Origin of the sequence: Actinomadura sp. 1N219 (assembly GCF_044326405.1) — a bacterium.
Taxonomy (GTDB): Bacteria; Actinomycetota; Actinomycetes; order Streptosporangiales; family Streptosporangiaceae; genus Spirillospora.
The window spans coordinates 97,958-118,221 of the sequence record NZ_JBIRAY010000011.1; the positions used below are offsets into that span (position 1 = coordinate 97,958).

The following is a 20,264-nucleotide window of genomic DNA, read 5'->3' on the forward strand; positions in this document are numbered from 1 at the left end:
GCGGGGCTTCACCCGTCCCGGACCGCGCCTTCCGGGACGGGCGAAGCGCTCTCAGCGGCGGCCCGCGCGGACGCGCCGGGACAGCGTGAGCGCACCGGCCGCGGCGGCCAACATTCCGGCCACGGCCAGCGTCCACGTCGATCCGGCGTCGGCGCCGTCCGTGATCGCCTCCTCCGCCGCGACCTTCTGCACCGGCCCGAGCTCACGCGTCCCCGGGACGACCTCGGACACCTGCCCGCCGCCGACCGCTCCGGCGGGTTCCGGCAGCTTCTCGGTCACCGTCTTGAGCTTCGGGACGACCGGCTTCGCGGGCAGGACGTCCCCACCCGGCACACCGGGGATCCTCTGCGACGCCGGCAGCGTCTTCGGCGCCTCGACCCCGTGCGCCTGCCGCGACCCGCCGTCCAGCAGAGCGATACTCCCGCTCCGCTGACCGGACGACAGCCCGTTCGCCTTGGGCAGGACACCCGTCTTGGGCAGCGCCTTGGGCAGACCATCGGCCTTGGGCAGAGCGTCGGGCTTGGGCAGAGCGTCGGGCTTGGGGAGGGTGGTCGTCGGGGACTGGCGGCCCGTCGGGGGAACGCCGTCCGTCTTCGGCAGGCCGCGCCCCTTGAGCAGGCCGTCCACCTTCGGGAGGTCCTTCGGCGGGAGCGGCTCACCGGCGCGGGCCGTCCGGTGGTGGGGGTAGCCGTCGTCGTGGCCGGGGCCGCCGTCGCACATCGCGACGGCGAAGCCGATGACGGCGGCGGCGTTGCCGCACACGTCCGCGGAGGGCGTGACCGGCACGTTTCCCTGGTTGCCGGACAGGACGCCCCCGACCCCGGACGTGGACTGGCCGCCTCCGGAGCCGCCGCCCGCCTGGGCGCCGCCCTCGCAGAACGCCACGGCCTGGCCGAGCACCGCGACGGCGTTGCCGCAGACGGTCGCGGCGATGCTGATCGGGGCACTGCCCTGGTTGCCGGAGAGGACGCCGCCCGTCCCGTCGGTGACCTGGCCGCCCGTCCCGTGACCGCCGTCGCCGGTGGACGCGCCGCCCTCGCAGAACGCCGCCGCGTCGCCGACCGCGTTCCCGCAGACGTCGGCGGGCGCGCTGACCGGCAGTCCGGCCTGGTTGCCGCTGCCGGTGCCGAACAGGCCGGACGTCTCCTGTCCGGATCCGCTCCGTCCGCCGTCCATGATGTGGGAGCCGCCCCCGACGGCGGAGCCGCCCTCGCAGCCGGCGACCGCGAAACCGGCGATCGCCACGGCGTTGCCGCACACGTCGGCGGGGACGGAGATCGGCGCGTTCGCCTGGTTGCCGGACAGCACGCCGCCCGTCCTGTCGGTGACCTGGCCGCCGGCGCCGCCGCCCGCGACCTCGGCGCCGCCCTCGCAGCCCGCGTCCGCGTGCCCGAGCACGGCGACGGCGTTGCCGCAGGCGTTCACCGGCGCGGAGATGGGCGCGGTGACCTGGTTTCCGGAAGCGATGCCGCCCGCGCCGGACGTCAGCTGCCCGCCGCCGTCGCCGTGGTCGTGGACCTTGGCGCCGCCCACGGACCCGGCGGACGAGGCGCCGAGCAGGGACGCGGCGTTGCCGCTCACGTCGACCGGCGCGGAGATCGGCGCGGCGACCTGGTTGCCGCCGAGGACGCTGCCGCTGCCGTCCGTGATGTCGGCGTAGGCGTTGGCGGGGATGGCGCTGACACCGAGGGCGACAAAGCCCGCGGTGAGCACCGCGGCACGAGATGTGCCCTTTGCCCACGTTCGCATGATGCTCCGTTCAGTGAAATGGGGGGATCGAGACGCACGGTCATGTGGGTCTCGTGGGGGGGGCGACATGCCGCGCGGAGGGCACGGCACGTCCCGGACAGAGCGGGCCCGGGCATGCCGGACCGGGCCCCTGTCCGGAGTCAGTGATCAGTGATCAGTCGGGCGCGAAGGACGGCTCGTCCGCGGCGGTGCGGACGGCCGGGGGCAGCGCGCCGGGAAGGCGGCCCGACGGCGCTCGCGCGGGAGCCGGCGCCCAGGCGGCGGCGCTGGGAAAGCCCGCGGTGACGCCGGGCATGGCGAGGCCACCGGCGACAGAGTGATCGTCGGGCCGCTCCGGCGCCTGCATCGGCACCGGATGATGGCGGACGGTCCGCTGCGCGGCCTGGCCGTCGTCCGTCTCAGTCGACCGGCCCGACACGGCCTTGTGCGTCCACCGATGCGGCTGCGACGCGGTCATCGCGCCATCCGTCACGGACGCGTCGCCGACTTCGTGAACGCTCTCGGAGACCTTTGGTAGGGGCACCGCATCGTGCGCCACCGGTTCGTTCGCCGCTTCGATCGGCGGCGGATTCTCCACCACGGTCTGCACCACGTCCGGGACGGGCCGGCGGTCGGTCGCGGCCTCGACCGCGTGTCCCAGCACGGGCGCCTCCGCGACCACGTGCGCGTCCGCCGCGGGGCCCTCGTCGGCGTGGGCCGACTGCGCGGCGCACCCGAGGAGCCAGCCCGCGATCAGCAGCCCGGCGAGGACGAGCAGCCGCCGGACGGCCCGGCCGACCACCGCGACACGGCGCGGCGGGACGGCGACCATGTCGCGGCACGGCGGGACGGCGACCGCCCCGGCGCGCGCCGCGTCACGTGCCACCGATCAACCTCCGTCGCGACCAGATCGTCCTCAACGAATGGTGACGATAGCACCACGGAGCGCATTGGAGTTGGCAAATTCAGGACCGATCAAGGAATGTGTCGAGTACCCGCACGCCGAAGCGAAGACCGTCCACGGGAACGCGCTCGTCGACCCCGTGGAACATTCCGGAAAAGTCCAACTCTGGGGGCAGTTTCAGCGGCGCGAATCCGTAGCATCGCATTCCCAGCCGGGCGAACGCCTTGGCGTCCGTCCCGCCGCTCAGGCAGTAGGGAACCGGCAGCGCGCCCGCGTCCTCCGAGGTCAGCGCCGCCTCCATCGCCGCGACGAGCGCCCCTTCATAATCCGTCTCGAGCGCGTGGTCATGGTGGACGAAATCCCGCTGGACGTCCGGACCGAGAAGTTCGTCTACTACCGCGAAGAATTCATCCTCATGCCCGGGAAGGAAGCGTCCGTCCACCTGCGCGGAAGCCGTCTGCGGAATGACATTCGTCTTATATCCGGCGTCCAGCCGGGTCGGATTGAGCGTATTCTTCAGGGTCGCGCCGATCATGCGCGCCAGCGGACCGATCTGCTCCAGGCACTTCTCCGGCCGCTCCGGATCGAACTCCACCCCGTACGCCATGCACGCCCGCTCCAGGAACGCCCGCACCGACTTCGTCAACCGCACCGGGAACTCGTACGACCCCAGCCTCCCGACCGCCGCCGCCACGGCCGTCACCGCGTTGTCGGGATGCACCATCGACCCGTGGCCCGCCGTCCCCTTGGCGGTCAGGTTCATCCACGCGATGCCCTTCTCCGCCGTCTCGATGAGGTACATCCGCCGGTCCCCGGGCACCGTCAGGCTGAACCCGCCGACCTCCCCCACGGCCTCGGTGCACCCCTCGAACAGCTCCGGATGCTCCTTGACCAGCCACTGCGCCCCCCACTTGCCCCCGGCCTCCTCATCGGCCAGAAACGCGAGCACCACGTCCCGCGGCGGCCGCCGCCCCTCCCGCAGCCGCTGCCGCACCACCGCGAGGATCATCGCGTCCATGTCCTTCATGTCCACGGCCCCGCGACCCCAGACGCATCCGTCCGCGATCTCCCCGCCGAACGGATCCCGCGTCCAGTCCTCCTTACGCGCGGGCACCACGTCCAGATGCCCGTGCAACAACAACGCGTCCCGCTCCGGGTCCTCCCCCTCGACCCTCGCCACCAGGCTCGCCCGCCCCGGATGCGACTCGAAGATCCGCGACTCCAGCCCGACCTCCGCGAGCCGCTCCGCGACATACTCCGCCGCCACCCGCTCCCCCGGTCCCGAATGATCTCCCGGGTTGCTGGTGTCGATCCGGATCAGCTCCTGACAGAGCCGGACGACCTCGTCCTCAGCGGTCGGCTGCTGGGCCACAGTGCTCACCTCGCGTAGTCGCGTACCCGTCCATGGTGCCCGCCGATCGACTTCGCCGCGACTCGCCACCTTTGGTATGGTGAAGCCCGCCGCAGCCCGCTGCGGCCTGCAACCGGTCCGGGTGGCGGAATAGGCAGACGCGCTAGCTTGAGGTGCTAGTGCCCTTCACGGGGCATGGGGGTTCAAGTCCCCCCTCGGACACGCACCGACCGCACATGTGGGGGGGCTCCGGGATCACACGGGCCTCCACTACGTGTTTCTGGGGATAGTAGGTCATCGTCAGGCCCAGCTGCTGGTAGAGGTCGGCCTTGTCTTCGGGATTGGCGTTGATGGCCAATTGTGCCAGGTCCCCGGTTCGCTGGAGCAGATCGGCGATTTCTTCTCGGGAGATGCCTGATCCGCGTAGGGTGGTCTTCACGGCGTGTTCCAGTCGGGCGCGTTCTTGCTTAACGTCGTTGATCCAGTTGGTGACTTCCACGGGGTCGGCTCCGGCGTCCAGCGCCGCCCGGTACTGGGCAAGGTAGGTCGGCAGCCTTCTGCGCGTCGGGGTCGGTCAGCTGGTCGGCCATCATGTCGATGACCGATGCAATCCGGTCCGGCGTGAACGCGGTCGCCAGCCACCCGTCGACGTCGCCGAGGATTTCCGCTTCGCGCAGGTAGACCACCTTGGGATGGTTCAGCTCATTGACGACGGCGTATTCGGTGGGGAACCGGTACCGGTAGTACGCCTGTTGGTTGTTCCAGTTCCCCTGCATCTTGCGTGTGCAGTAGCCGCACGAGAGGCACCCGCGGAAAACATAGGGCCGCGGGGTCAGGTTCCCTTTCTTGGAGTAGGTTCCACGGGCTCGTGATTGCCGGAATTGCTGGGCTCCTTCGAAGTCCTCGGCGCTGATGAGGGCGTCGTGGACTTTGTATTCGGACCAGATGCAGTCGGAGCGGTCGTTCCAGCGCATCTTGGTGGTGTGCCCGAGGGCGACGGCATCGACGTCGACGAGGACTTCGTCTTTTGCGTTGCTTGTTCCAGATTTCCCGGCCGGTGTACCGGGGGTTGTTGATGATCGTCCGGATGGCCGACTTGGACCAGGCGAGCTGGTTGCGGTGCGGGTTGCGCGCCGGGTCGCTGGCGGAGGGGCAGGGGATGCCCTGCCGGGTCAGTTCCTCGGCGATGTCCAGCAGCCCGCGCCCTTGTTGCTTGATGTACTGCGCGAAGATCCACTTCATCACCAGGGTGTGGACCGGGTGCGCCTCCAGCCGCTTGAGTCGCTTGCCATCGGCTGCCTTGGCCCGGGTTGGGGTGTGGACCTGCGTCCACGAGTTGGTAGCCGTAGGGCGGACGCCCACCGAGGTAGCGGCCCTCAGTGGCCGTGATAGCGGCCATCGCGGACCGCACCCGGATCTTGATCCGGTTCCGCTCACCCTTGGACAGACCCCCGAACACGCCCGTGATCATGTCGTGGGCTTCGTTACCGGGGTCGATGGGACCGCCGACTTCGGGTACCCAGAGTGGGACCTTGAAGTGTTCGAAGATCGGGAAGGTCAGGGAGTACTGGTTGCCGTAGAAGGCACGGTGCGGCTCACCGATCACCACCGCGTCGAAGCTCCGCCGGAGGTCTTTGAGTTCCTCTATCGGCAGCGAGGCGTGCGGACGTCGCGGCCAGGGAATCGAGCGGGACTTGTCGACGTCGAAGAACTCGGCGACGATCACCCCGTCCTTGGGCTCGATGAGCCCGCGGGCGCGGCGAAGCTGCCAGGCACGCGAAGCCTCGGGGTCCTGGTTGTCCTCGGTCGAGACCCGCCCCTAGAACGCGAACCGAAGGCTCGACGGGGCCGCAGCCGCGGGTCTCACCGCTGCAGCGCCAGCCTCTGCTGGTGCGGAGGGCCTGCTGGCGTCGTCCCGCGCGGTCCGGTGCTGCGGATCGATGTCCTTCTCAGTCACGACGACGCGCTCCCTTCGGTGATGGAGTGCACCGGAGAGCGAGGCGCTCTCGAGCTCATTCGGCTACTGATCGCGAACTTGATCATTTCTTGCCTGACTCCTTCTCAGCTCTTGATGGGTTGTCGGCGGCTTTGAGCAGAATCAGCAGCAGCACCTTGGCCGCGCCGGGGGTAAGCCGTGGAGGCTGGTCTGGCGCGACCAGGTGCAACTTCCTGCCGTTGCCGGTCACCGTCGTCCCGCAGCAGATCCGGCACCCACGCGGCGCGTGTGCCCTGGGGTGCGGCCGCTGCGGGGACGGTGACGGTTCCGGTATCGACGCTGGTCTCGGCCGTGGAGGTCAAGCCTGATCCAGGGTCGGGTGCGGGGCACCGTGACGGGCGGCGCGATGAACTGGGGTCGGCCTGGCGGGGTGGTTAGGTGCCAGGCGTCACCACATCGGTAGGCGCGCAACCGAGTGCCGGGCGCGGCGATGCGGGCGGCGTGCCGGGCGTTGCGGCGGGTGGCGTAGCGGGCGCGTCCGCACCGTCCGCACAGGCCGGTCTGGAGGATGGCCAGCATCTCCAGCACCCGGTTGCGTCCGACACGCTCGCCGTGTCGGTTCGCGGTCATCGGTTCGCCTCCGGCCGGTCGGTGACGGGCCGGAGGAGCAGGAGGTCTTCGTGTGCGATGGCGCAGGCGGGGATGCCGCGGTCACGAGCCCGGCGGGTTTCGAGCATCTGAAAGAAAGACACCCGGTTGACCAAGCCACCGTCACGCAAGCCCGCCAACAGGGCGGCGCACCGCCCAACGAGGACCAGACCGTTGTTGTTCGCGGTGTCGATGACCTGGCCGGGCAGGTCGATCAGCTCACCTTGGACGCGGATGGGACGGACGGTCACCGCGATCACGCCTCGGGGCCGTAGCAGGCTGGCGCTGCCGGCCAGGATCTGGCCGAAGCCGTTCAGTAGGCCCGGGAGTGGGTGGTGGGCGAGGTTGCGGTCGGTGGAGTAGCGGTTGTTGTGTTTCGCGCGGGGATGGTTCAGGCGTTCAGCGGCCCACACGACGCCGTAGGCGGTCGGCCCCGCACGCGCGGGGATGGTTCCGCAGTCCGCGAAACCGGCCGGCGTCCTGGTGAGTCGGCCCCGCACGCGGTGCCCCGGCCGTAGGCGTAAGTCTCACATAATTTCAGTTATGTGAGAAAATTCGAGGGCCCGCGCCCCGACACCGGCCCCGGAAGGACCCCGCCGCGATGACCACACCGCAGCCCGCCCCACCGTCCGCGCAGCGCTGGGAGCACGCCTTCCTCACGTACCGCGGATACCCCGAGGAGATCAACCAGATGCTGGCCGCCTACTCCGCCGACGGCTGGGAACTCGTCAGCCACGCCGCCGGCCAATACTCGTACTCCTTCACCTTCAAACGGCCCTGGGTCCCCCGATGACCGCACCTTCGGACGCTCCCTCCCCGGCCCGGCCGACGACGGTGTCGACGCCGGTACTGACGCCCGGCCCGGGCGCCGTGGTGCGGCCCGCGCCGCTGCTGGACTCGGTCGGGGACATCCCCGGCCTGACGCCACGGCGACGCCGCGGGGACGGCGGGCCCACCACCGGCGAGGTGCCGGCGGCGGACGTCGACCTGATCGACGCGCTGCCCCGCACCGGCCCGGCCGCCGCCTGGCCGACCGTGGCGGGCTGGCTGCAGGCGGCCCGCGCGGTCACCACCCGCCGCGCCCGGCTCGCCGACGCCACGGCGTTCCTGCGGTGGCTGGCGGCGGCCACGCCCGGCACCACCCTGTGGACGGTCACCGAGGACACCCTGATCGCCTACCGGGACCAGATCGGCACCGGGACCGGCGCGGCCGCGGCGCTGAACCGCGGCGGGCGGGCGCTGGCGCCGGCGAGCGTAGCGCGGCGGCTGTCGTCCCTGTCGGGCCTGTACGCCTACGCGGTCCGGCGGCACGTGCTTCCGGCGTCCCCGGCCGAGCATGTGGCCCGCCCGGAGGTGTCCGGGGACGGCGCCACCCCGGCCCGGCCCCTCGAGGAGGCCGCCGCGCTGCTGGACGGGGCCGAGGCGATCGCCGCCCGCCACCCGGCCGACGCCGCGGCGGCCGCGCTGCTGGTGGCCACCGGGATGCGCGCGGCCGAGGCCACCGCGCTGACCGTCGCCGCGGTCGTCGACGACGCCGGGCACCGGGTGATCCGGGTCCGGATCAAGGGCGGCAAGACCGTGGCCGTGCCGCTCCCCGCCCGGGTCTGCGCGCTGATCGAGCCGCTCGTCGACGGCCGGGACGGGCACGAGCTCGTCCTGCAGCGTGAGGACGGCCGCCCGTTCGACCGGTGGCGGCTGACCACCGCGCTGCGCCGCGCGGCCCGCGCCGGCGGCGTCGACCCCGCCGGGCTCACCCCGCACGTGCTCCGCGCCACCGCCGCCACGCTGCTACTGGACGCCGGTGTCCCGGTGGAGGTCGTCCAGCAACTCCTCGCGCACGCCTCCCCCGCCACCACCCAGCGCTACGACCGCGGCACCCGCCGCCTAGACGGCCACGGCATCTACCGCCTCGCCGCCCTCCTCGGCGGCGGCCGATAACCAGCGGATCGGGCCATCTGTGCGCACCACGGCCAGGTCACAGCGGGGATAGGCGCCTTTATCCCGGAACCCTCCGCGCCCCGCCCGGGCCCCTGACCAGCGGTAGGTCAGGCATAACGCATATCTTGCTTCCGGGCTAACGCCCCTGGTCGGGCACGAACTTCACGCTGCCGAACTCGGCGTGCTCCCTGGATTCCTCTGGCTCGATGACGCCGACCGTTATGCGGCAGCCGCGGATGGCGTACAGCACGGCGATGGCGTCGGTGTCGTTGCGCACCGCCCCGTCGGCGCCGACGTCGTAGCAGCGGCCGTCGGCGGGGTCCCGCAGAACGTGCGGCACGTTTCCGGGCTGGGTGTGGTAAGTGAAGGTGCCGGTGGCGGCGTGCGCGGCGCCGGGCAGGCACAGCGCCGCGCCGGCGACGGCACCGGCGAACGCGATGGCGGTACGACCTCGCATAGCACTACTCCTAACTACTCTTAGTGTTGACAATGTGACACTAAGTTAGCATTGGTGCGGTTGGCGTCACCGGGGCGGTTGTCCACAGTCCGGGCGTCCCGGCACCCCAACGCCCACCTCGGGTCCAGACCTTGCTCGTGCGCCGCCCGTGCGTCGCCGACCGATGCGCGCGATCACCCAGGACCCGCCGCGTGGGGCGGGTGTCAGCGCACGAACTTCACGCTGCCGAACGTGACGTGCGCCTCGGACTGCCCTGGGGCGATGCGGCTGAGCTCCTGGAAGCAGTCAGGGGTGTACAGCACGGCGGTGCGGTCGGTGTCGTTGTTCACTTCCCCGATGCCGGTGATGTTGTGGCAGGTGTCGTCGGCGGGGTCCTGCAGAACCTCCTTGTATTGGCTTCCGGGCAGGGTGTGGTAGTAGAAGTTGCCGGTGGCGGCGTGGGCGGCGCCGGGCAGGCCCAGCACCAGCGCCGCGCCGGCAGTGGCGACGGCACCGCGGAACGCGGCGGCGGTACGACCTCTCATATCGCTACTCCCAACTACTCTTAGTTTTGATGATGTGACACTAAGTTAGTATTGGGGCGGGTGACGTCACCGGGGCGGCTGCCCGCAGCCCGGCGTTCCGCCAACGGGGTTCCGCCTATGACAAGAACGCCCACCACCGCCAGCCATCGCAGGTCAGCGCGTGAGCACACCCTCCGTTCGTGGGCCCGACTGCCTGCAGCAGCAGTCCTGCGGGCATTCGGGGTGAGTTAGTTAGGTCGCCGAGCGTCCCCGCGAGTGGTTCAAGCAAGGCCCTGCCACCCCTCACCTAACCCGGCCCGACCACCTAACTCACCTAACTTCCGGCAGCTCAGCCCGCCAGTGAGGTGCCGGGCGGGACCCATCGTTATCTGGGGTAGTTGAGTGAACCTGCCGGTCAGGTGCTTGGTGGCCTGTCAGCCATGTAAGACATCCGATGGGTCGTGGGCGTCAAGTGACTGCGGTGGCTGGTGTGGGGAAGGCGGTGGTTTCGTCGAAGGGGATGCCGTGTTGGAGGCAGTGGTAGAGGCAGCCGAGGAAGCGGTTGAACAGGTGGCGGAGGGCGGCGGCGTGGCGATCGTTGGCGTGTTGGCGGCGGCGGTCGTAGTGGATGCGGGCTCCTGGTGATGCCGTCAGGGCTGCGAAGGCCCAGGTGAATCCGACGCCGGCGAGCCGGTCGTTCTTGACGCGCCGGTGGGTGATGACCTGGCTGCGGCCAGAAGCGCGGGTGACCGGGGCTGATCCGGCGAACGCCTTGAGGCTGCGGGCGTCGGAGAAGCGGGCCCGGTCGTCGCCGATCTCGCCCAGGAGGCGGGCGCCGCTCTGGTCGCCCAGGCCGGGAAAGCTAGTGATGACATGGTGGTCGGGATGCCGGCGGAAGGCATCCTCGGTGGCGGTGGCGAGCTGGTCGACGCTGTCGCACTCGGCGTTGAGGGTGGCCAGCAGCCGGAGCGCCTGGACGCCCATCGCGTCCTCGACCAGCGGGTCTTGGCGCAGGTGTGGTTGGCGCAGCGCGGCCTGGAGCTCGTTGGCGAACTCCTCGACCTCACGTTTGCGGCCGATTCGCCGCAGCGCGGCGGTGATCCTGGCCTTGGAGAGTTTGGCGGCCGCGGTCGGGGTGGGAGCGAGCTGCAGCAGGGCGCGCGCGGTCGTGCTGGTCAGGCTGCCGCTGCGCAGCGCGGCGGCCTCCAGCATGGCCGGGTAGTACTCGCGCAGCAGCGAGCGCAGTTCGTTGGAGGCGCGGGTGCGGCGCCAGGTGGCGTCCTGGCAGGCGCGGGCCAGCACTGCGATGGAGCGCACCAGCTCGCTGTCGTCGGGCAGGGGCCGGTGGAGCCGGGCATCGGTGCGCAGGATGTTGGCCAGGACCATGGCGTCCAAGTGGTCGGACTTCTTGCCCGAGGGCGAGTAGCGCTCGCGGTAGCGGGCGACGGCCATCGGGTTGATCGGGTAGATCGTGCGGCCGGTGGCGCGGAGCGCGGCGACCAACAGCCCACGGGGTGTCTCGATCGCGACGGGGATCGGGTTCTCGGGGGTGTCGCCCGCCTCGGCCAGCATGGTGAGCAGTTCGCCGAAGCCGTCCACGTTCTCGGGGATGCGGCGTTTGGCGACCAGGTCGCCGTGTTCATCGACCAGAGCGATGTCGTGGTGGCGTTCGCTCCAGTCGATACCACAGGTGATCTTCAAGCTTGCCCTCCCAGTGTTGGTGCTGGTCACAGCCCTGGAGGGACCACACGGCACCCTAATGGAAAGGCTCGTCGGCCTGACATCCGATTAGCCGTCCGTGGCCCCAGCAACCGTCACGGCTCCCTGTCTTTGATGAGGGCTCCAGGCCCGGACTGAGCGAGGGATGTTCCGTGCTGGCGGGCTGAGATCACGGACCCGATCGAACCGGAAGACGCCGGTGGGTGGCGGCAAAATTCCACCACCCACCGGCCACACTGCCCACGGCCGGTCTTGCACGAGGCCTGCTGGCCAGAGGTGTCACAGGTCGTGGCGGGCAGCGAGCTGTCACGAGCGGAGGCCGGTACCGCTTCGCCGGTCTTTTTCGAGGTGTCTACACCGGGTAACGGGAAGGCGTTCACCGTCGCCGACTTCGCTCACGCGCTGAAGGGGGTGTGCGGAGCCCACTTCGCCGGTCTTACACGAGGCATCCAAGCCCGGCACGTAGAAGGCGTTCACGGTCGCCGCACACCTCCTTCAACCCCCATTAGGCACGTAGGTGAAGGTGATCCGCGGTCTTGCCCGGTTCATCGAGTGATGGCGAGGCCTCGGTGGTCGGCCCAGCGCAGGGCGCCGTCGGCCATGGCGTTGATCCATGCGGTGCCGGGACGGCGGTCGGTGAAGGTCTGCCAGTGATGGCCGTCGGGTGAGGACCTATGCGAGCAGGTGCTCTCCGTCGTTGGGACCGAGCAGGAAGCCGAACCGGTCGATGTCGGTGCCGGGGTCGGCCGCGTCATAGCCCGCGGTGCCGACGAGCCCGGCGAAGGAGGCTTTGGCCTGGTCGTCGGCGGTGATCCACCGCAGCAGGATGTCGGACTTGCCCCTCCCGGTGAAGGTCTCACCCGTGGCCTGTCCGTGGAAACCGGACGGGGCCGTCGCCGAAGCGGCTGGGCTTTGGCTCGCGGGTGCCGCACGGGTGCGAGGCGGCTCATCTGAGGGATATGAGACCTTAGCATATAATCTGCTTGCGGATTATATGCTAAGGTCTCATATGTTACTGCCGAGGAGGGTGTATGACGATCCTGGAAGAACCTGTGCGAAGGATCCTGGACGGGAAGAACTTCGCCACCGTCGCGACCGTGGGGCCCGACGGCTCACCCCAGGCGTCCGTCGTCTGGATCAAGCGAGACGGCGACACGATTTTGTTCTCCACCACCAAGGGCCGGCAGAAGGCCAAGAACCTCGCCGTCGACCCCCGTGTCAGCGTCTCAATCTTCGACTTGGCCAACCCTTATGACTCGGTGGAGATTCGCGGCGCCGCTGAACTGACCCTCGACGAAGACAAGCGGTTGCCGCATGAGCTCTCACAGAGATACCTCGGCGAGGACCCGCCGAAGCCCGAGCCCGGCGAGGTCAGGTTGATCGTCCGCGTGGAGCCCGAAAAGGTCATCCACTTCACCCCCTGAACATCAGAAGCGATCTCGGTCTGGGAAGCTGAGCGGTCGGTAGCGGTGTCCCGCCGCGACCGACCGCGCCTGCGATGGTCATCTGGGGTAGTTGAGTGAATCTGCCGGTCAGGGTGGCGAGCCGGATCGTGGACAGGGTTCAGCCTGCGGCCGCGGGAGGTGAGCAGCGGGATCAGGTTGATCAGGACCGCGTACATCGTGAAGGCCGACAGGGTGAGCGCGATGGTGAGCAGGACGAACGGGGTGCTGCGCACCGTCCCCCACACGGCCGCGCCTGACCGCGCACGGGCTTGGTCGTGCTCGTTCCCGTCTGCCGCTCCGTCGCGCGGCGGGGGCCAGGGGCGCCGCAGCGCCACAAAGTGCAGCGGGACGGTCACCGCTGCCAGCACCAGGTATACGCCGCGCCACGAAAGGTGGGCCGTCAATGCGTCGGTGAGCGGCGCGAACACGGTGCTGGCCAGCCCGGCGACCAGCGTGAGGGTCGTCAGCGCGGCGACGTGGTGGGGCGCGTAGTAGCGGGTGAGCGCGGCGAAGGCGGGCTGGTAGAGCACGGCGGACATCGCCACACCGGCGAGCAGCCAGGCGGCGGCGAAGCACCACAGATTCGGTGCGGCGGCCACGGCGGCGGCGGCCAGCACGGCGAGCAGCGAGCCGCCGGTCATCAGGGCGTGCGGGCCCCGCCGGTCCAGCGCGCGGCCGACCGGGATCCCGCCCAGCGCGGCCACGATCAGCCCGGCGGAGAACGCGGCCGTGACCGCGCCGGTGGACCAGCCGGTGTCGCGGGTGATGGCCGGGGCCAGCACGGGAAAGGCGTAGAACAGCACGCCCCAGCTGGTGATCTCGGTGACGCACAGCGCGGCCAGCGGGCCGTGCAGGGCCCGCCGGGCGCGGTCACGTGCCGACCGGGTACCGGCGGCGGGCGGTGGAGCCTGGTAGTTGGTCTTCGCTGACCAAGTTGGTGGAGCACACGCCGGTCTCGGGCAGGTCGAGCTGGACGGTGTCGGCGGCCTCGCGGTCCCCGGCGAGCGCGGCGGCGATCGAGCGGACCTGCTCGTACCCGGTGGCCATCAGGAGGGTGGGGGCGCGTCCGTAGCTCTTCATCACGGCCAGGTAGAACCCGGCTTCAGGGTGGGCGAGGTTGCGCTCGCCGTGCAGCGGGACGGTCCCGCAGGAATGGAAGTTCGGGTCGATCAGCGGGGCGAGCTTGGCCGGCGCCTCGGTCGCGGGGTCGAGGTCGAGGCGGACCTCCCGGAGCATGTCCAGGTCGGGCCGGAAACCGGTGGCCGCCACGACGGTGTCGGCCGCGATGACGTGGTCGCCCTGCCCGCTCTCGCCCCCGCCTGACCCGCCGCCCGACCCGCCGCACGCCGGTCACAGTCCGAGGGCGGCGACCGCGCCGCCGGCGTAGGCGGCCAGGGCGGCGATGACGTGGTCGGCGTCGGCGGCGACGCCGCGCAGGGTGTTGGAGGCGTAGGAGCGCTGGAACTCCACCCCCAGGTAGACCAGCCCCGGGTGGGTGAGCGACAGCCCGCCGTCGTGCAGCGGCGTGCCCGTCTCGTCCAGCGCTCCCAGACCCGCCAGGTAGTCCAGATTCGGCACGTATCCGGTGGCCATCAAGACCGCGTCGACGTGTTCTGAGGTGCCGTCGTCCCAGATGATGCGGTCGCCGTCCAGGGCGGTGAACATGGGGCGGCGCCGCAGCGTCTCGTCCTGCACCGCCTGAGCGTAGGCACCCGGATCGTTGACCAGCCGGCCCGACACCAGCCGGGCCAGCCACGCGGGCGGCAGGCGATCGAACCCGGTCGTGACCGCCCAGTGGTGGACGTCCTGCCCGTGGAGACGGCTCGGCATCAACCGCACCGGCTGCCGCGAGGCGAGCGTGACATCGGCGACCTCGGCCAGCTCGTAGCCGATCTGCACCGCCGAGTTGCCCGCGCCGACCAGCACCACCCGCCGTCCCGCATACGGCTTGGGGTTGCGGTAGGCGGCGACGTGCTCCAGCTCGCCGGTGAAGGCGTCCGCGCCGGGAAGCGACGGGATCAGGGGACGGGCCCCCGAGGCCGCCACCACACCCGAGGCCGCGATCTCCTCCCCGCCATCACCCTGGACCACGAAACCGGCCCCATCGGCCCGGACGGCGGCGACCCGGGTGTTCGGCCGGATATCGGCGTCCTGCTCGGCGACCAGCGCGGCGTACTGCTCCAGGTAGGCCACGACCTCGTCCCGATGCGGATAGTGGTCGGGGTCGCCGGGGAACGGCAGGCCGGGCATCGCGCTGTAACGCGCCGGGGAGAAGAGGGTGAGGCTGTCGTAGTAGTCCGGCCATGACCCGGCGGCGCGGCCGGAGGCTTCGAGGACCACCGGCCGCAGGCCTGCGGCGGTCACGGCGCGTGCGGCGGCCAGCCCCGACTGGCCGCCTCCGATGATGACGATGGGTGAGGTGGTGGAGTCCATGGGTTCAATATATTGCTATTACGCAATATGCCAATGTAACAATGTGTGGCCTAGGATCGTGGACACGGCGCGGGAGGTGTCATGAGCGATCCGGTGATCGACCAGGCGGCGGGGACGGCCTGCGGCCCGGATGCGGACACGCCGGGATGCGGCGCCACAGAGCCCGTGCAGCTCGGTTCGCAGGCGCGGGAGTTCCTCCGGGCGCTGGCCAGCGAGCAGCGCCAGCAGATGCTCGAACTTTTCACCGGCGGGATCGAACTCACCGTCGGCACCGTCGCCGAACGCCTGGGCATCGCCCAGCCGACCGCCTCCCAGCAACTCGCCCTCCTGCGCCGCGGCGGCCTGCTCATCTCCCGCAAGCAAGGCAAACAAGTGCACTACCGCATCGACACCGCCGCCGTAGAGCGCTCACTCACCGAACTCCAGACCTACCTGCACACCTGCTGCCCACCAACCAACCAGCACAACCCCTGAACTGCCTGCCGTGCCGCGTACGAGCGGGGGGCAGGCGAGTCAACCGCGCAATCCTGCCGCTGGATCATCCGCTTCGACCGGCGTTCATCGGTGATGACCGCGCCGGGCGAAACCGTCGGTCTGCAGGCAGATCGCTTCCAGCCTTCGGACCGCCTCGTAGGCCCTGGCCCGGCCAAGCCGGTTTGGCCGGGGGGTGTCGGCCAGCTCGATCAAATGCTCGCCACGGGCGAAGTCCTGTTCGCTTTCGACCTCGGCGCGAAAGCCAGACTCGCTGGAGCCCGCATAACCCGCGAACATCTGCACCGACGGGCGATGCACCAGGCCGGGTTACGGCGGAACTGGCTCGCGGTGAGATTGACCGACATGACCGAGCCTCCGACCTCGACGCCTTCACGTCGGCACGACCGTCCCATTCGCGAAGGTTGCTGACGTCGCAGGCCTTGGGGACGCAAGCCACCTAGGCCGTGCCAACCCTCAAAACGGCCCGCGCCTCCGAGCACGTGTCGCTGCACCCTGGTGGTCCAGGACCGTCCGGCTCGGTGAGTTGCGGCCCGGTGAGCGGCGGACGGCCCTGGGATATCGACACGGTCACCAGCAGTGGCCGGCCACCTTCCAGGCAAGACCGGCGGAGCGGCAGCGGACACAGGCAATCTGCGCACAGGTCATCACCAGGGCTGATCGCCTCGCTGGGACGGGCGCCACAGCCCGGGGCGGTCATCGCCTACGGCGAAAGGCCGTTCGAGGCTCGGCTGTTTCCCTCGCTGGGCGGTCGGGCCACGTGGTGGCCGGGGGCGTTGAGCCCCAGGTCAACGGCGGAAACCCTGCGGCCCTTCCTCGCCGCGTCTTTGGCCGGCTCACCGACTTGCCTGGTGCCGCCCACGGCGCGGCCTGCCCGGCCCCTTGCACGGCCGATGAGCCGGGCGTCGATGCGCATGAGAGTTCCCCAGGGCCGGCCGCCCTCGGTCCGGCTCGGTCCGCCGCCGCGCGTGCGGCGCATCACGCCAGGTGATGAGCTGTTCTGAGACCGCCTGTGTCCGGGGCGACGCCGATGAGGTGTGCTGGGAGAGACGGGGAAACAGAAATTGTTTCTGGGTGATTCGCTCACACATAGGGGCCGTCGACACTGGAGCGCGAGAAATCCGCTCCATTTCAGCCGATTCCGGTTGAGCCGACGGGTTATCAGCGCGAGTGATGGGTTGTGCATGGGGCGCCGCGTGAATACGCGCCGCTTCCGGTCCCCGGCGCGGTCTGTTCGCCGCCTCCCGTACTGGCCACGGGCCGGGCGGCCTCCCCTCTGCCAGGTCGGGCACCACGAACCAGTGGCACGGCTGAAGCAGCAGGCGCGCCGCTGGCGCTGTGCATTGAACGGGTCGCGGGGGTTAGACCGCAGGTCGTGAGCGGCCTACGCTACGTGCGACGGCGGCAGTCGTCTGTCGGGCCGCTCCAGACCCTGGCGGCGTGTGTGCACACGCTCCAGGGAAGGGCTGTCATGACGGCATTCGAACCCTCGCCCCCATCCTCCGTTCCACTGGCGGTGCGGACGCGGCTGGACACCACGACCGGCGACCGCGTCCGACCCGGGTCGCAGGTCAGTCTCCGGCGGACGGACCTCGACTGCGCCGCCGAGCCGCCGGCGATGCTGCTGGCACTCGCCGGCGAGATCGACGCCTCCAACAGCGGCTGGCTGACCGTCCGGCTCAGCGCCATGATCACCAGCGCGTCCACCGGCCACGCCGGCGCCGCGCCGAGCGGTGGTGTGATCATCGACCTCACGCGCGTCAGGTTCTGCGACGCCACCGGTATCGCTGCCCTGGTCGAGGCATTCAAACATGCTGAGAGCATGCACCTGGTTCTGGAGCTGGCCGGAGCCACGGGCCGGGTCGACCGCATCCTTCGCCTGACCGGCATCGACGACGTCCTCACCCTGCACACGGAGCCGGCGGACGCGTTGAAGGCGCTGTGCAGCCCAGCGTGACCACCACACGGCTCGGCATGCCGAGCACGCATCGCACCGTCCGTCCCGGCATACGGCCTGTGCGGTCAGTTCATCGTCGTCGTCCCGGGTGCCGGTGATTGTGGTCGGCCTCCAACGCCGACGGGAGGTGGCGGGGGCGCCGGTTGGTTGTCCGGCGGTTCGTGGCCGGTGGGTGGTGGTGCCGGTTGCGCGCCTCGGGCGGGCAGGAATCTGAGCACGGCGATGGCGCCGAGGGCGGCGGCGATGGCGGCGATGAGGGAGCCGGCGGTGAGGCCGCTCATGAAGGCGGTCTGGAGGGCCTCGGTGATCACCGGTTGGGTCGCCGCGGGTGCCTGGTCGGCCAGGTCGGTGGCGGCGGCGACGGACCCCTCGGCGGCGGTGAGGGCGGGGGCGGGGACGGCGACCCCGTGCAGCCCGTCGATCAGCTGGGGGCCGTAGACGGAGGAGAACGCGGAGCCGACCACGGCGACGCCGAGGGTGCCGCCGAGTTCGCGGGTGGTGTCGTTGACGGCGGAGCCGACGCCGGCCTTGGCGCGGGGCAGTGCCCCCATGATGGCCTCGGTGGCCGGTGCGGTGGTCAGGCTGAGCCCGGCGGCGATCAGGACCATGGACGCGATGACCGGCCCCCAGTAGCCGCTGGAGGCGCTGAGTGTCGCCGCGACGACGAAGCCGGCCGCCATGAACGCCAGCCCGGCGGCGACGACCCGGGTCGAGCCGAGGCGCTGCGCCAGCCACGGTGACAGCACCGCGACCGCCCCGGCGGCCACTGCGAATGGCAGCGTGTGCAGGCCGGCGCTGAGCGTGGAGTAGCCGCGGACGAACTGGAAGTACTGAGTGATCAGGAAGATGAACCCGAACAGCGCGAAGAACGCGATGGAGATCGCCGCGGCGGCGGCGCTGAACCGGGCGTTGCGGAAGATCCGCACGTCCAGCATCGGGTCGACGCGGTGCCGTTCCCAGGCGATGAAGACGCCCAGCAGGAGTGCGGCCAGCGCGAAGCCGCCGAGGGTCATCGGCGAGGTCCACCCGTGGTGCGGGCCCTCGATGACCGTGTAGACCAGCGTGGTCACGGTCACCACCGACAGGCCGAGGCCGGGCAGGTCGAAGCGTCCGGCGCGCGGGTCGCGTGAGGCGGGGAGCAGGATCTGGCCGGCGACCAGGGCGACGATCACGATCGGGACGTTCACCAGGAAGATCGAACCCCACCAGAAGTGTTCGAGCAGCCAGCCGCCTGCGACGGGGCCCAGCGCGACCGCCAGGCCGGAGATGCCGGCCCAGATGCCGATGGCCTTGGCCCGTCCGGCCGCGTCATGGAACACGTTGGTCAGGATCGCCAGCGTGGCCGGGAAGATCAGCGCTCCGCCGATGCCCATCGCCGCCCGTGCGGCGATCAGCTGGCCGGGTGAGCCGGCCAAGGTGGCCAGCACCGAGGTGACCGCGAACAACGCGAGGCCGAGTTGCAGTGCGCCCTTGCGTCCGAAGCGGTCGCCGAGGCTGCCGCCGGCCAGCAGCAGGCCGGCGAAGACCAGGCTGTAGGAGTCCACGATCCATTGCAGCTGGCTGGTGGTGGCGCCCAGGTCCCGGCTGAGCGTGGGCAGCGCGACGTTGACGATGGTGTTGTCGACGACGACCATGAACTCGCTCACGCACAGCACGGCCAGGATCAACCATCGCCGGCGGCGCACGAGGGCCAGGTTCATCGGATCTCCCCGCCCCGGCGGGACGGCCGGACCGGCGGGACCGGCGGGCAGTCCAGCGGACGGACCGGCGGGCGGCCGAGGGCTCGCCTCACCGGTGCCTGGCGGACGGTCAAACCGCGGACTGCCCGGCGGCGACGCCGGACTCCAGCTCGTCCTCCTGCGCGACCTTGGCGGACAGGATCGAGACCAGGAGCCGCTCGGTCACGTCGTCGGCGCCGCGGACCCGGTCGATGAGCTGACCGTACCGGCCGATGATCTTCTGCTCCTGAACCAGCGCGTAGCCGAGCGGGGCCAGGTCGCCGACCTCATCGGGCAGATCGATGACGTCCACCTGGGCTCGTTCGGCGAACCGGGTCGGGTCGGCGGTGATGGCGCCGCCGAGTTGCGCGACGCGTGCGGCGAGCCGGGCGGCGTGCCGCTCGGCCAGTGCGGCATGCTCTCGCGCCGGCTCTTCGAGCATGATCTCGGCCAGCCCGGTGAGCCGGTTGTCCAGGGCCCGGGCCCACGCGACCGCCACCTGCTCGTAGCAGTAGAGGCGATCGAGGTCGTCGGCCAGATCGGCCGGGTCGATGCCGCGGACCAGTTGGATTCCCGCTGTTCCCATGGTGTCCCCCTCATGCCCGGGCAGTGATCCGTCGACGACGGATCAACGTTTCGGGCTGTGCCCTCAGCCTATGCCTGAAGTAAGAAACATGCAATAAAATTCTAGAATTCTACTGATACAATGTAGGCATGCGCCGGTGGAGCTTCCTCACCAACCACGCTCGTGTCCTGCTGTGCATCGCTGACGACCCAGGCGTACGGCTGCGCGACATCGCCGGCCTGGTCGGCATCACGGAGCGCAGCGCCCATGAGATCGTCGCCGACCTCGTCACGGCCGGGTACGTGGTCAAGGACAAGGCCGGCCGCCGCAACCGGTACCGCATCCAGGAGCACCTGCCCTTGCACGACGTGATCGGCCATCAGCCGACCGTCGGCGAACTGCTCGGCCTGCTGGCCGGTGTGAACGCACACCGCGACCTGCCCGTCCCGGAAGGCGTCCGCGACAACTGA

The 20,264-nt window shown here is 70.5% G+C and carries 21 protein-coding genes, 1 tRNA gene and 2 pseudogenes; 7 read left to right on the forward strand and 17 right to left on the reverse strand.

Annotated features, from left to right (window positions below; genetic code table 11):
- Positions 1-51 precede the first annotated feature (51 nt).
- The 3 genes from ACH35V_RS29615 to ACH35V_RS29625 all read right to left on the reverse strand — a co-directional run bounded on the left by ACH35V_RS29615 (position 52) and on the right by ACH35V_RS29625 (position 4,013).
- Entirely contained in the window at positions 52-1,749 is a 1,698-nt protein-coding gene (locus ACH35V_RS29615; RefSeq protein ID WP_395977215.1) for a chaplin family protein, read from the reverse strand.
- Positions 1,750-1,903: 154 nt separating this feature from the next.
- Positions 1,904-2,614: a hypothetical protein gene (locus ACH35V_RS29620; protein ID WP_395977217.1), complete on the reverse strand. Its 711-nt coding sequence runs from the start codon at positions 2,612-2,614 to the stop codon at positions 1,904-1,906.
- Positions 2,615-2,693: 79 nt separating this feature from the next.
- Positions 2,694-4,013 (reverse strand): M20/M25/M40 family metallo-hydrolase, encoded by a 1,320-nt coding sequence (locus ACH35V_RS29625; RefSeq protein ID WP_395977219.1) that lies wholly within the window; start codon positions 4,011-4,013, stop codon positions 2,694-2,696.
- A gap of 106 nt (positions 4,014-4,119) precedes the next feature.
- Here ACH35V_RS29625 and ACH35V_RS29630 point away from each other — a divergent pair.
- Positions 4,120-4,205, forward strand: a tRNA-Leu gene (locus ACH35V_RS29630).
- Positions 4,206-4,450: 245 nt separating this feature from the next.
- On the opposite strand, the gene ACH35V_RS29635 is transcribed toward ACH35V_RS29630, so the two are convergent.
- The 5 genes and pseudogenes from ACH35V_RS29635 to ACH35V_RS29655 all read right to left on the reverse strand — a co-directional run bounded on the left by ACH35V_RS29635 (position 4,451) and on the right by ACH35V_RS29655 (position 7,067).
- On the reverse strand, positions 4,451-4,957 hold the full coding sequence (locus tag ACH35V_RS29635) for a hypothetical protein (RefSeq protein WP_395977709.1): 507 nt from the start codon (positions 4,955-4,957) through the stop codon (positions 4,451-4,453).
- A gap of 40 nt (positions 4,958-4,997) precedes the next feature.
- Positions 4,998-5,225 (reverse strand): annotated as a pseudogene (locus ACH35V_RS29640) (recombinase family protein); the annotation flags it as partial.
- Positions 5,226-6,022: 797 nt separating this feature from the next.
- Positions 6,023-6,169 (reverse strand): hypothetical protein, encoded by a 147-nt coding sequence (locus tag ACH35V_RS29645; RefSeq protein WP_395977221.1) that lies wholly within the window; start codon positions 6,167-6,169, stop codon positions 6,023-6,025.
- Positions 6,166-6,549 (reverse strand): hypothetical protein, encoded by a 384-nt coding sequence (locus ACH35V_RS29650; protein WP_395977223.1) that lies wholly within the window; start codon positions 6,547-6,549, stop codon positions 6,166-6,168. Before ACH35V_RS29650 ends, ACH35V_RS29645 begins: the two co-directional genes overlap by 4 nt.
- Positions 6,546-7,067: a hypothetical protein gene (locus tag ACH35V_RS29655; RefSeq protein WP_395977225.1), complete on the reverse strand. Its 522-nt coding sequence runs from the start codon at positions 7,065-7,067 to the stop codon at positions 6,546-6,548. Before ACH35V_RS29655 ends, ACH35V_RS29650 begins: the two co-directional genes overlap by 4 nt.
- A 101-nt stretch (positions 7,068-7,168) precedes the next feature.
- On the opposite strand from ACH35V_RS29655, the gene ACH35V_RS29660 reads away from it, so the two are divergent.
- Together ACH35V_RS29660 and ACH35V_RS29665 are read left to right on the forward strand one after the other, a co-directional pair.
- A complete protein-coding gene (locus tag ACH35V_RS29660) occupies positions 7,169-7,360 on the forward strand; it encodes a hypothetical protein (RefSeq protein WP_395977227.1) in 192 nt (63 codons plus the stop codon).
- Positions 7,357-8,505: a tyrosine-type recombinase/integrase gene (locus ACH35V_RS29665; RefSeq protein ID WP_395977229.1), complete on the forward strand. Its 1,149-nt coding sequence runs from the start codon at positions 7,357-7,359 to the stop codon at positions 8,503-8,505. Before ACH35V_RS29660 ends, ACH35V_RS29665 begins: the two co-directional genes overlap by 4 nt.
- Before the next feature lie 136 nt (positions 8,506-8,641).
- Here the strand turns inward: ACH35V_RS29665 and ACH35V_RS29670 are convergent, their stop codons facing one another.
- The 3 genes from ACH35V_RS29670 to ACH35V_RS29680 form a co-directional block, all read right to left on the reverse strand.
- Entirely contained in the window at positions 8,642-8,962 is a 321-nt protein-coding gene (locus ACH35V_RS29670; protein ID WP_395977231.1) for a hypothetical protein, read from the reverse strand.
- A gap of 203 nt (positions 8,963-9,165) precedes the next feature.
- The gene (locus tag ACH35V_RS29675) at positions 9,166-9,486 is read right to left on the reverse strand and encodes a hypothetical protein (protein WP_395977233.1); all 321 of its coding nucleotides are present in this window, start codon (positions 9,484-9,486) and stop codon (positions 9,166-9,168) included.
- Positions 9,487-9,933: 447 nt separating this feature from the next.
- The gene (locus ACH35V_RS29680) at positions 9,934-11,166 is read right to left on the reverse strand and encodes an IS110 family transposase (RefSeq protein WP_395977235.1); all 1,233 of its coding nucleotides are present in this window, start codon (positions 11,164-11,166) and stop codon (positions 9,934-9,936) included.
- A gap of 1,049 nt (positions 11,167-12,215) precedes the next feature.
- Here ACH35V_RS29680 and ACH35V_RS29685 point away from each other — a divergent pair.
- Positions 12,216-12,608, forward strand: coding sequence for a PPOX class F420-dependent oxidoreductase (locus tag ACH35V_RS29685; protein ID WP_395977237.1), 393 nt, complete (start codon positions 12,216-12,218; stop codon positions 12,606-12,608).
- A gap of 167 nt (positions 12,609-12,775) precedes the next feature.
- On the opposite strand, the pseudogene ACH35V_RS29690 reads toward ACH35V_RS29685, so the two are convergent.
- From ACH35V_RS29690 to ACH35V_RS29700, 3 genes and pseudogenes are all read right to left on the reverse strand, one after another.
- Positions 12,776-13,432: pseudogene (locus ACH35V_RS29690) on the reverse strand (MFS transporter); the annotation flags it as partial.
- A gap of 67 nt (positions 13,433-13,499) precedes the next feature.
- On the reverse strand, positions 13,500-13,898 hold the full coding sequence (locus ACH35V_RS29695) for a hypothetical protein (RefSeq protein ID WP_395977239.1): 399 nt from the start codon (positions 13,896-13,898) through the stop codon (positions 13,500-13,502).
- Positions 13,899-13,979: 81 nt separating this feature from the next.
- Positions 13,980-15,062 carry a flavin-containing monooxygenase gene (locus ACH35V_RS29700; protein WP_395977241.1) on the reverse strand — a complete coding sequence of 361 codons (1,083 nt, stop codon included), beginning with the start codon at positions 15,060-15,062 and terminating at the stop codon, positions 13,980-13,982.
- A gap of 81 nt (positions 15,063-15,143) precedes the next feature.
- Between ACH35V_RS29700 and ACH35V_RS29705 the strand changes: the two genes are divergently transcribed.
- Positions 15,144-15,536: an ArsR/SmtB family transcription factor gene (locus ACH35V_RS29705; protein ID WP_395977243.1), complete on the forward strand. Its 393-nt coding sequence runs from the start codon at positions 15,144-15,146 to the stop codon at positions 15,534-15,536.
- Between the two features lie 84 nt (positions 15,537-15,620).
- Here the strand turns inward: ACH35V_RS29705 and ACH35V_RS29710 are convergent, their stop codons facing one another.
- Complete coding sequence (locus ACH35V_RS29710; RefSeq protein ID WP_395977245.1) at positions 15,621-15,839, reverse strand: hypothetical protein; 219 nt, start codon at positions 15,837-15,839, stop codon at positions 15,621-15,623.
- Between the two features lie 1,186 nt (positions 15,840-17,025).
- Between ACH35V_RS29710 and ACH35V_RS29715 the strand changes: the two genes are divergently transcribed.
- Positions 17,026-17,511, forward strand: coding sequence for an STAS domain-containing protein (locus tag ACH35V_RS29715; protein ID WP_395977247.1), 486 nt, complete (start codon positions 17,026-17,028; stop codon positions 17,509-17,511).
- Positions 17,512-17,576: 65 nt separating this feature from the next.
- Here ACH35V_RS29715 and ACH35V_RS29720 read toward each other — a convergent pair whose 3' ends face one another.
- The gene (locus ACH35V_RS29720) at positions 17,577-19,211 is read right to left on the reverse strand and encodes an MFS transporter (RefSeq protein WP_395977249.1); all 1,635 of its coding nucleotides are present in this window, start codon (positions 19,209-19,211) and stop codon (positions 17,577-17,579) included.
- Between the two features lie 109 nt (positions 19,212-19,320).
- A complete protein-coding gene (locus ACH35V_RS29725; protein ID WP_395977251.1) occupies positions 19,321-19,815 on the reverse strand; it encodes a ferritin-like domain-containing protein in 495 nt (164 codons plus the stop codon).
- Positions 19,816-19,943: 128 nt separating this feature from the next.
- On the opposite strand from ACH35V_RS29725, the gene ACH35V_RS29730 reads away from it, so the two are divergent.
- The gene (locus ACH35V_RS29730) at positions 19,944-20,264 is read left to right on the forward strand and encodes a helix-turn-helix transcriptional regulator (RefSeq protein ID WP_395977253.1); all 321 of its coding nucleotides are present in this window, start codon (positions 19,944-19,946) and stop codon (positions 20,262-20,264) included.

Coding starts and splice junctions, on each gene's coding strand:
- ACH35V_RS29730 (WP_395977253.1), top strand. CDS start 19,944: ATGCGCCGGTGGAGCTTCCTCACCAACCACGCTCGTGTCCTGCTGTGC.
- ACH35V_RS29685 (WP_395977237.1), top strand. CDS start 12,216: ATGACGATCCTGGAAGAACCTGTGCGAAGGATCCTGGACGGGAAGAAC.
- ACH35V_RS29665 (WP_395977229.1), top strand. CDS start 7,357: ATGACCGCACCTTCGGACGCTCCCTCCCCGGCCCGGCCGACGACGGTG.
- ACH35V_RS29650 (WP_395977223.1), bottom strand. CDS start 6,549: ATGACCGCGAACCGACACGGCGAGCGTGTCGGACGCAACCGGGTGCTG.
- ACH35V_RS29615 (WP_395977215.1), bottom strand. CDS start 1,749: ATGCGAACGTGGGCAAAGGGCACATCTCGTGCCGCGGTGCTCACCGCG.
- ACH35V_RS29720 (WP_395977249.1), bottom strand. CDS start 19,211: ATGAACCTGGCCCTCGTGCGCCGCCGGCGATGGTTGATCCTGGCCGTG.
- ACH35V_RS29725 (WP_395977251.1), bottom strand. CDS start 19,815: ATGGGAACAGCGGGAATCCAACTGGTCCGCGGCATCGACCCGGCCGAT.
- ACH35V_RS29675 (WP_395977233.1), bottom strand. CDS start 9,486: ATGAGAGGTCGTACCGCCGCCGCGTTCCGCGGTGCCGTCGCCACTGCC.
- ACH35V_RS29660 (WP_395977227.1), top strand. CDS start 7,169: ATGACCACACCGCAGCCCGCCCCACCGTCCGCGCAGCGCTGGGAGCAC.
- ACH35V_RS29635 (WP_395977709.1), bottom strand. CDS start 4,957: ATGCGCTGGAACGACCGCTCCGACTGCATCTGGTCCGAATACAAAGTC.
- ACH35V_RS29700 (WP_395977241.1), bottom strand. CDS start 15,062: ATGGACTCCACCACCTCACCCATCGTCATCATCGGAGGCGGCCAGTCG.
- ACH35V_RS29670 (WP_395977231.1), bottom strand. CDS start 8,962: ATGCGAGGTCGTACCGCCATCGCGTTCGCCGGTGCCGTCGCCGGCGCG.
- ACH35V_RS29705 (WP_395977243.1), top strand. CDS start 15,144: ATGAGCGATCCGGTGATCGACCAGGCGGCGGGGACGGCCTGCGGCCCG.
- ACH35V_RS29715 (WP_395977247.1), top strand. CDS start 17,026: ATGACGGCATTCGAACCCTCGCCCCCATCCTCCGTTCCACTGGCGGTG.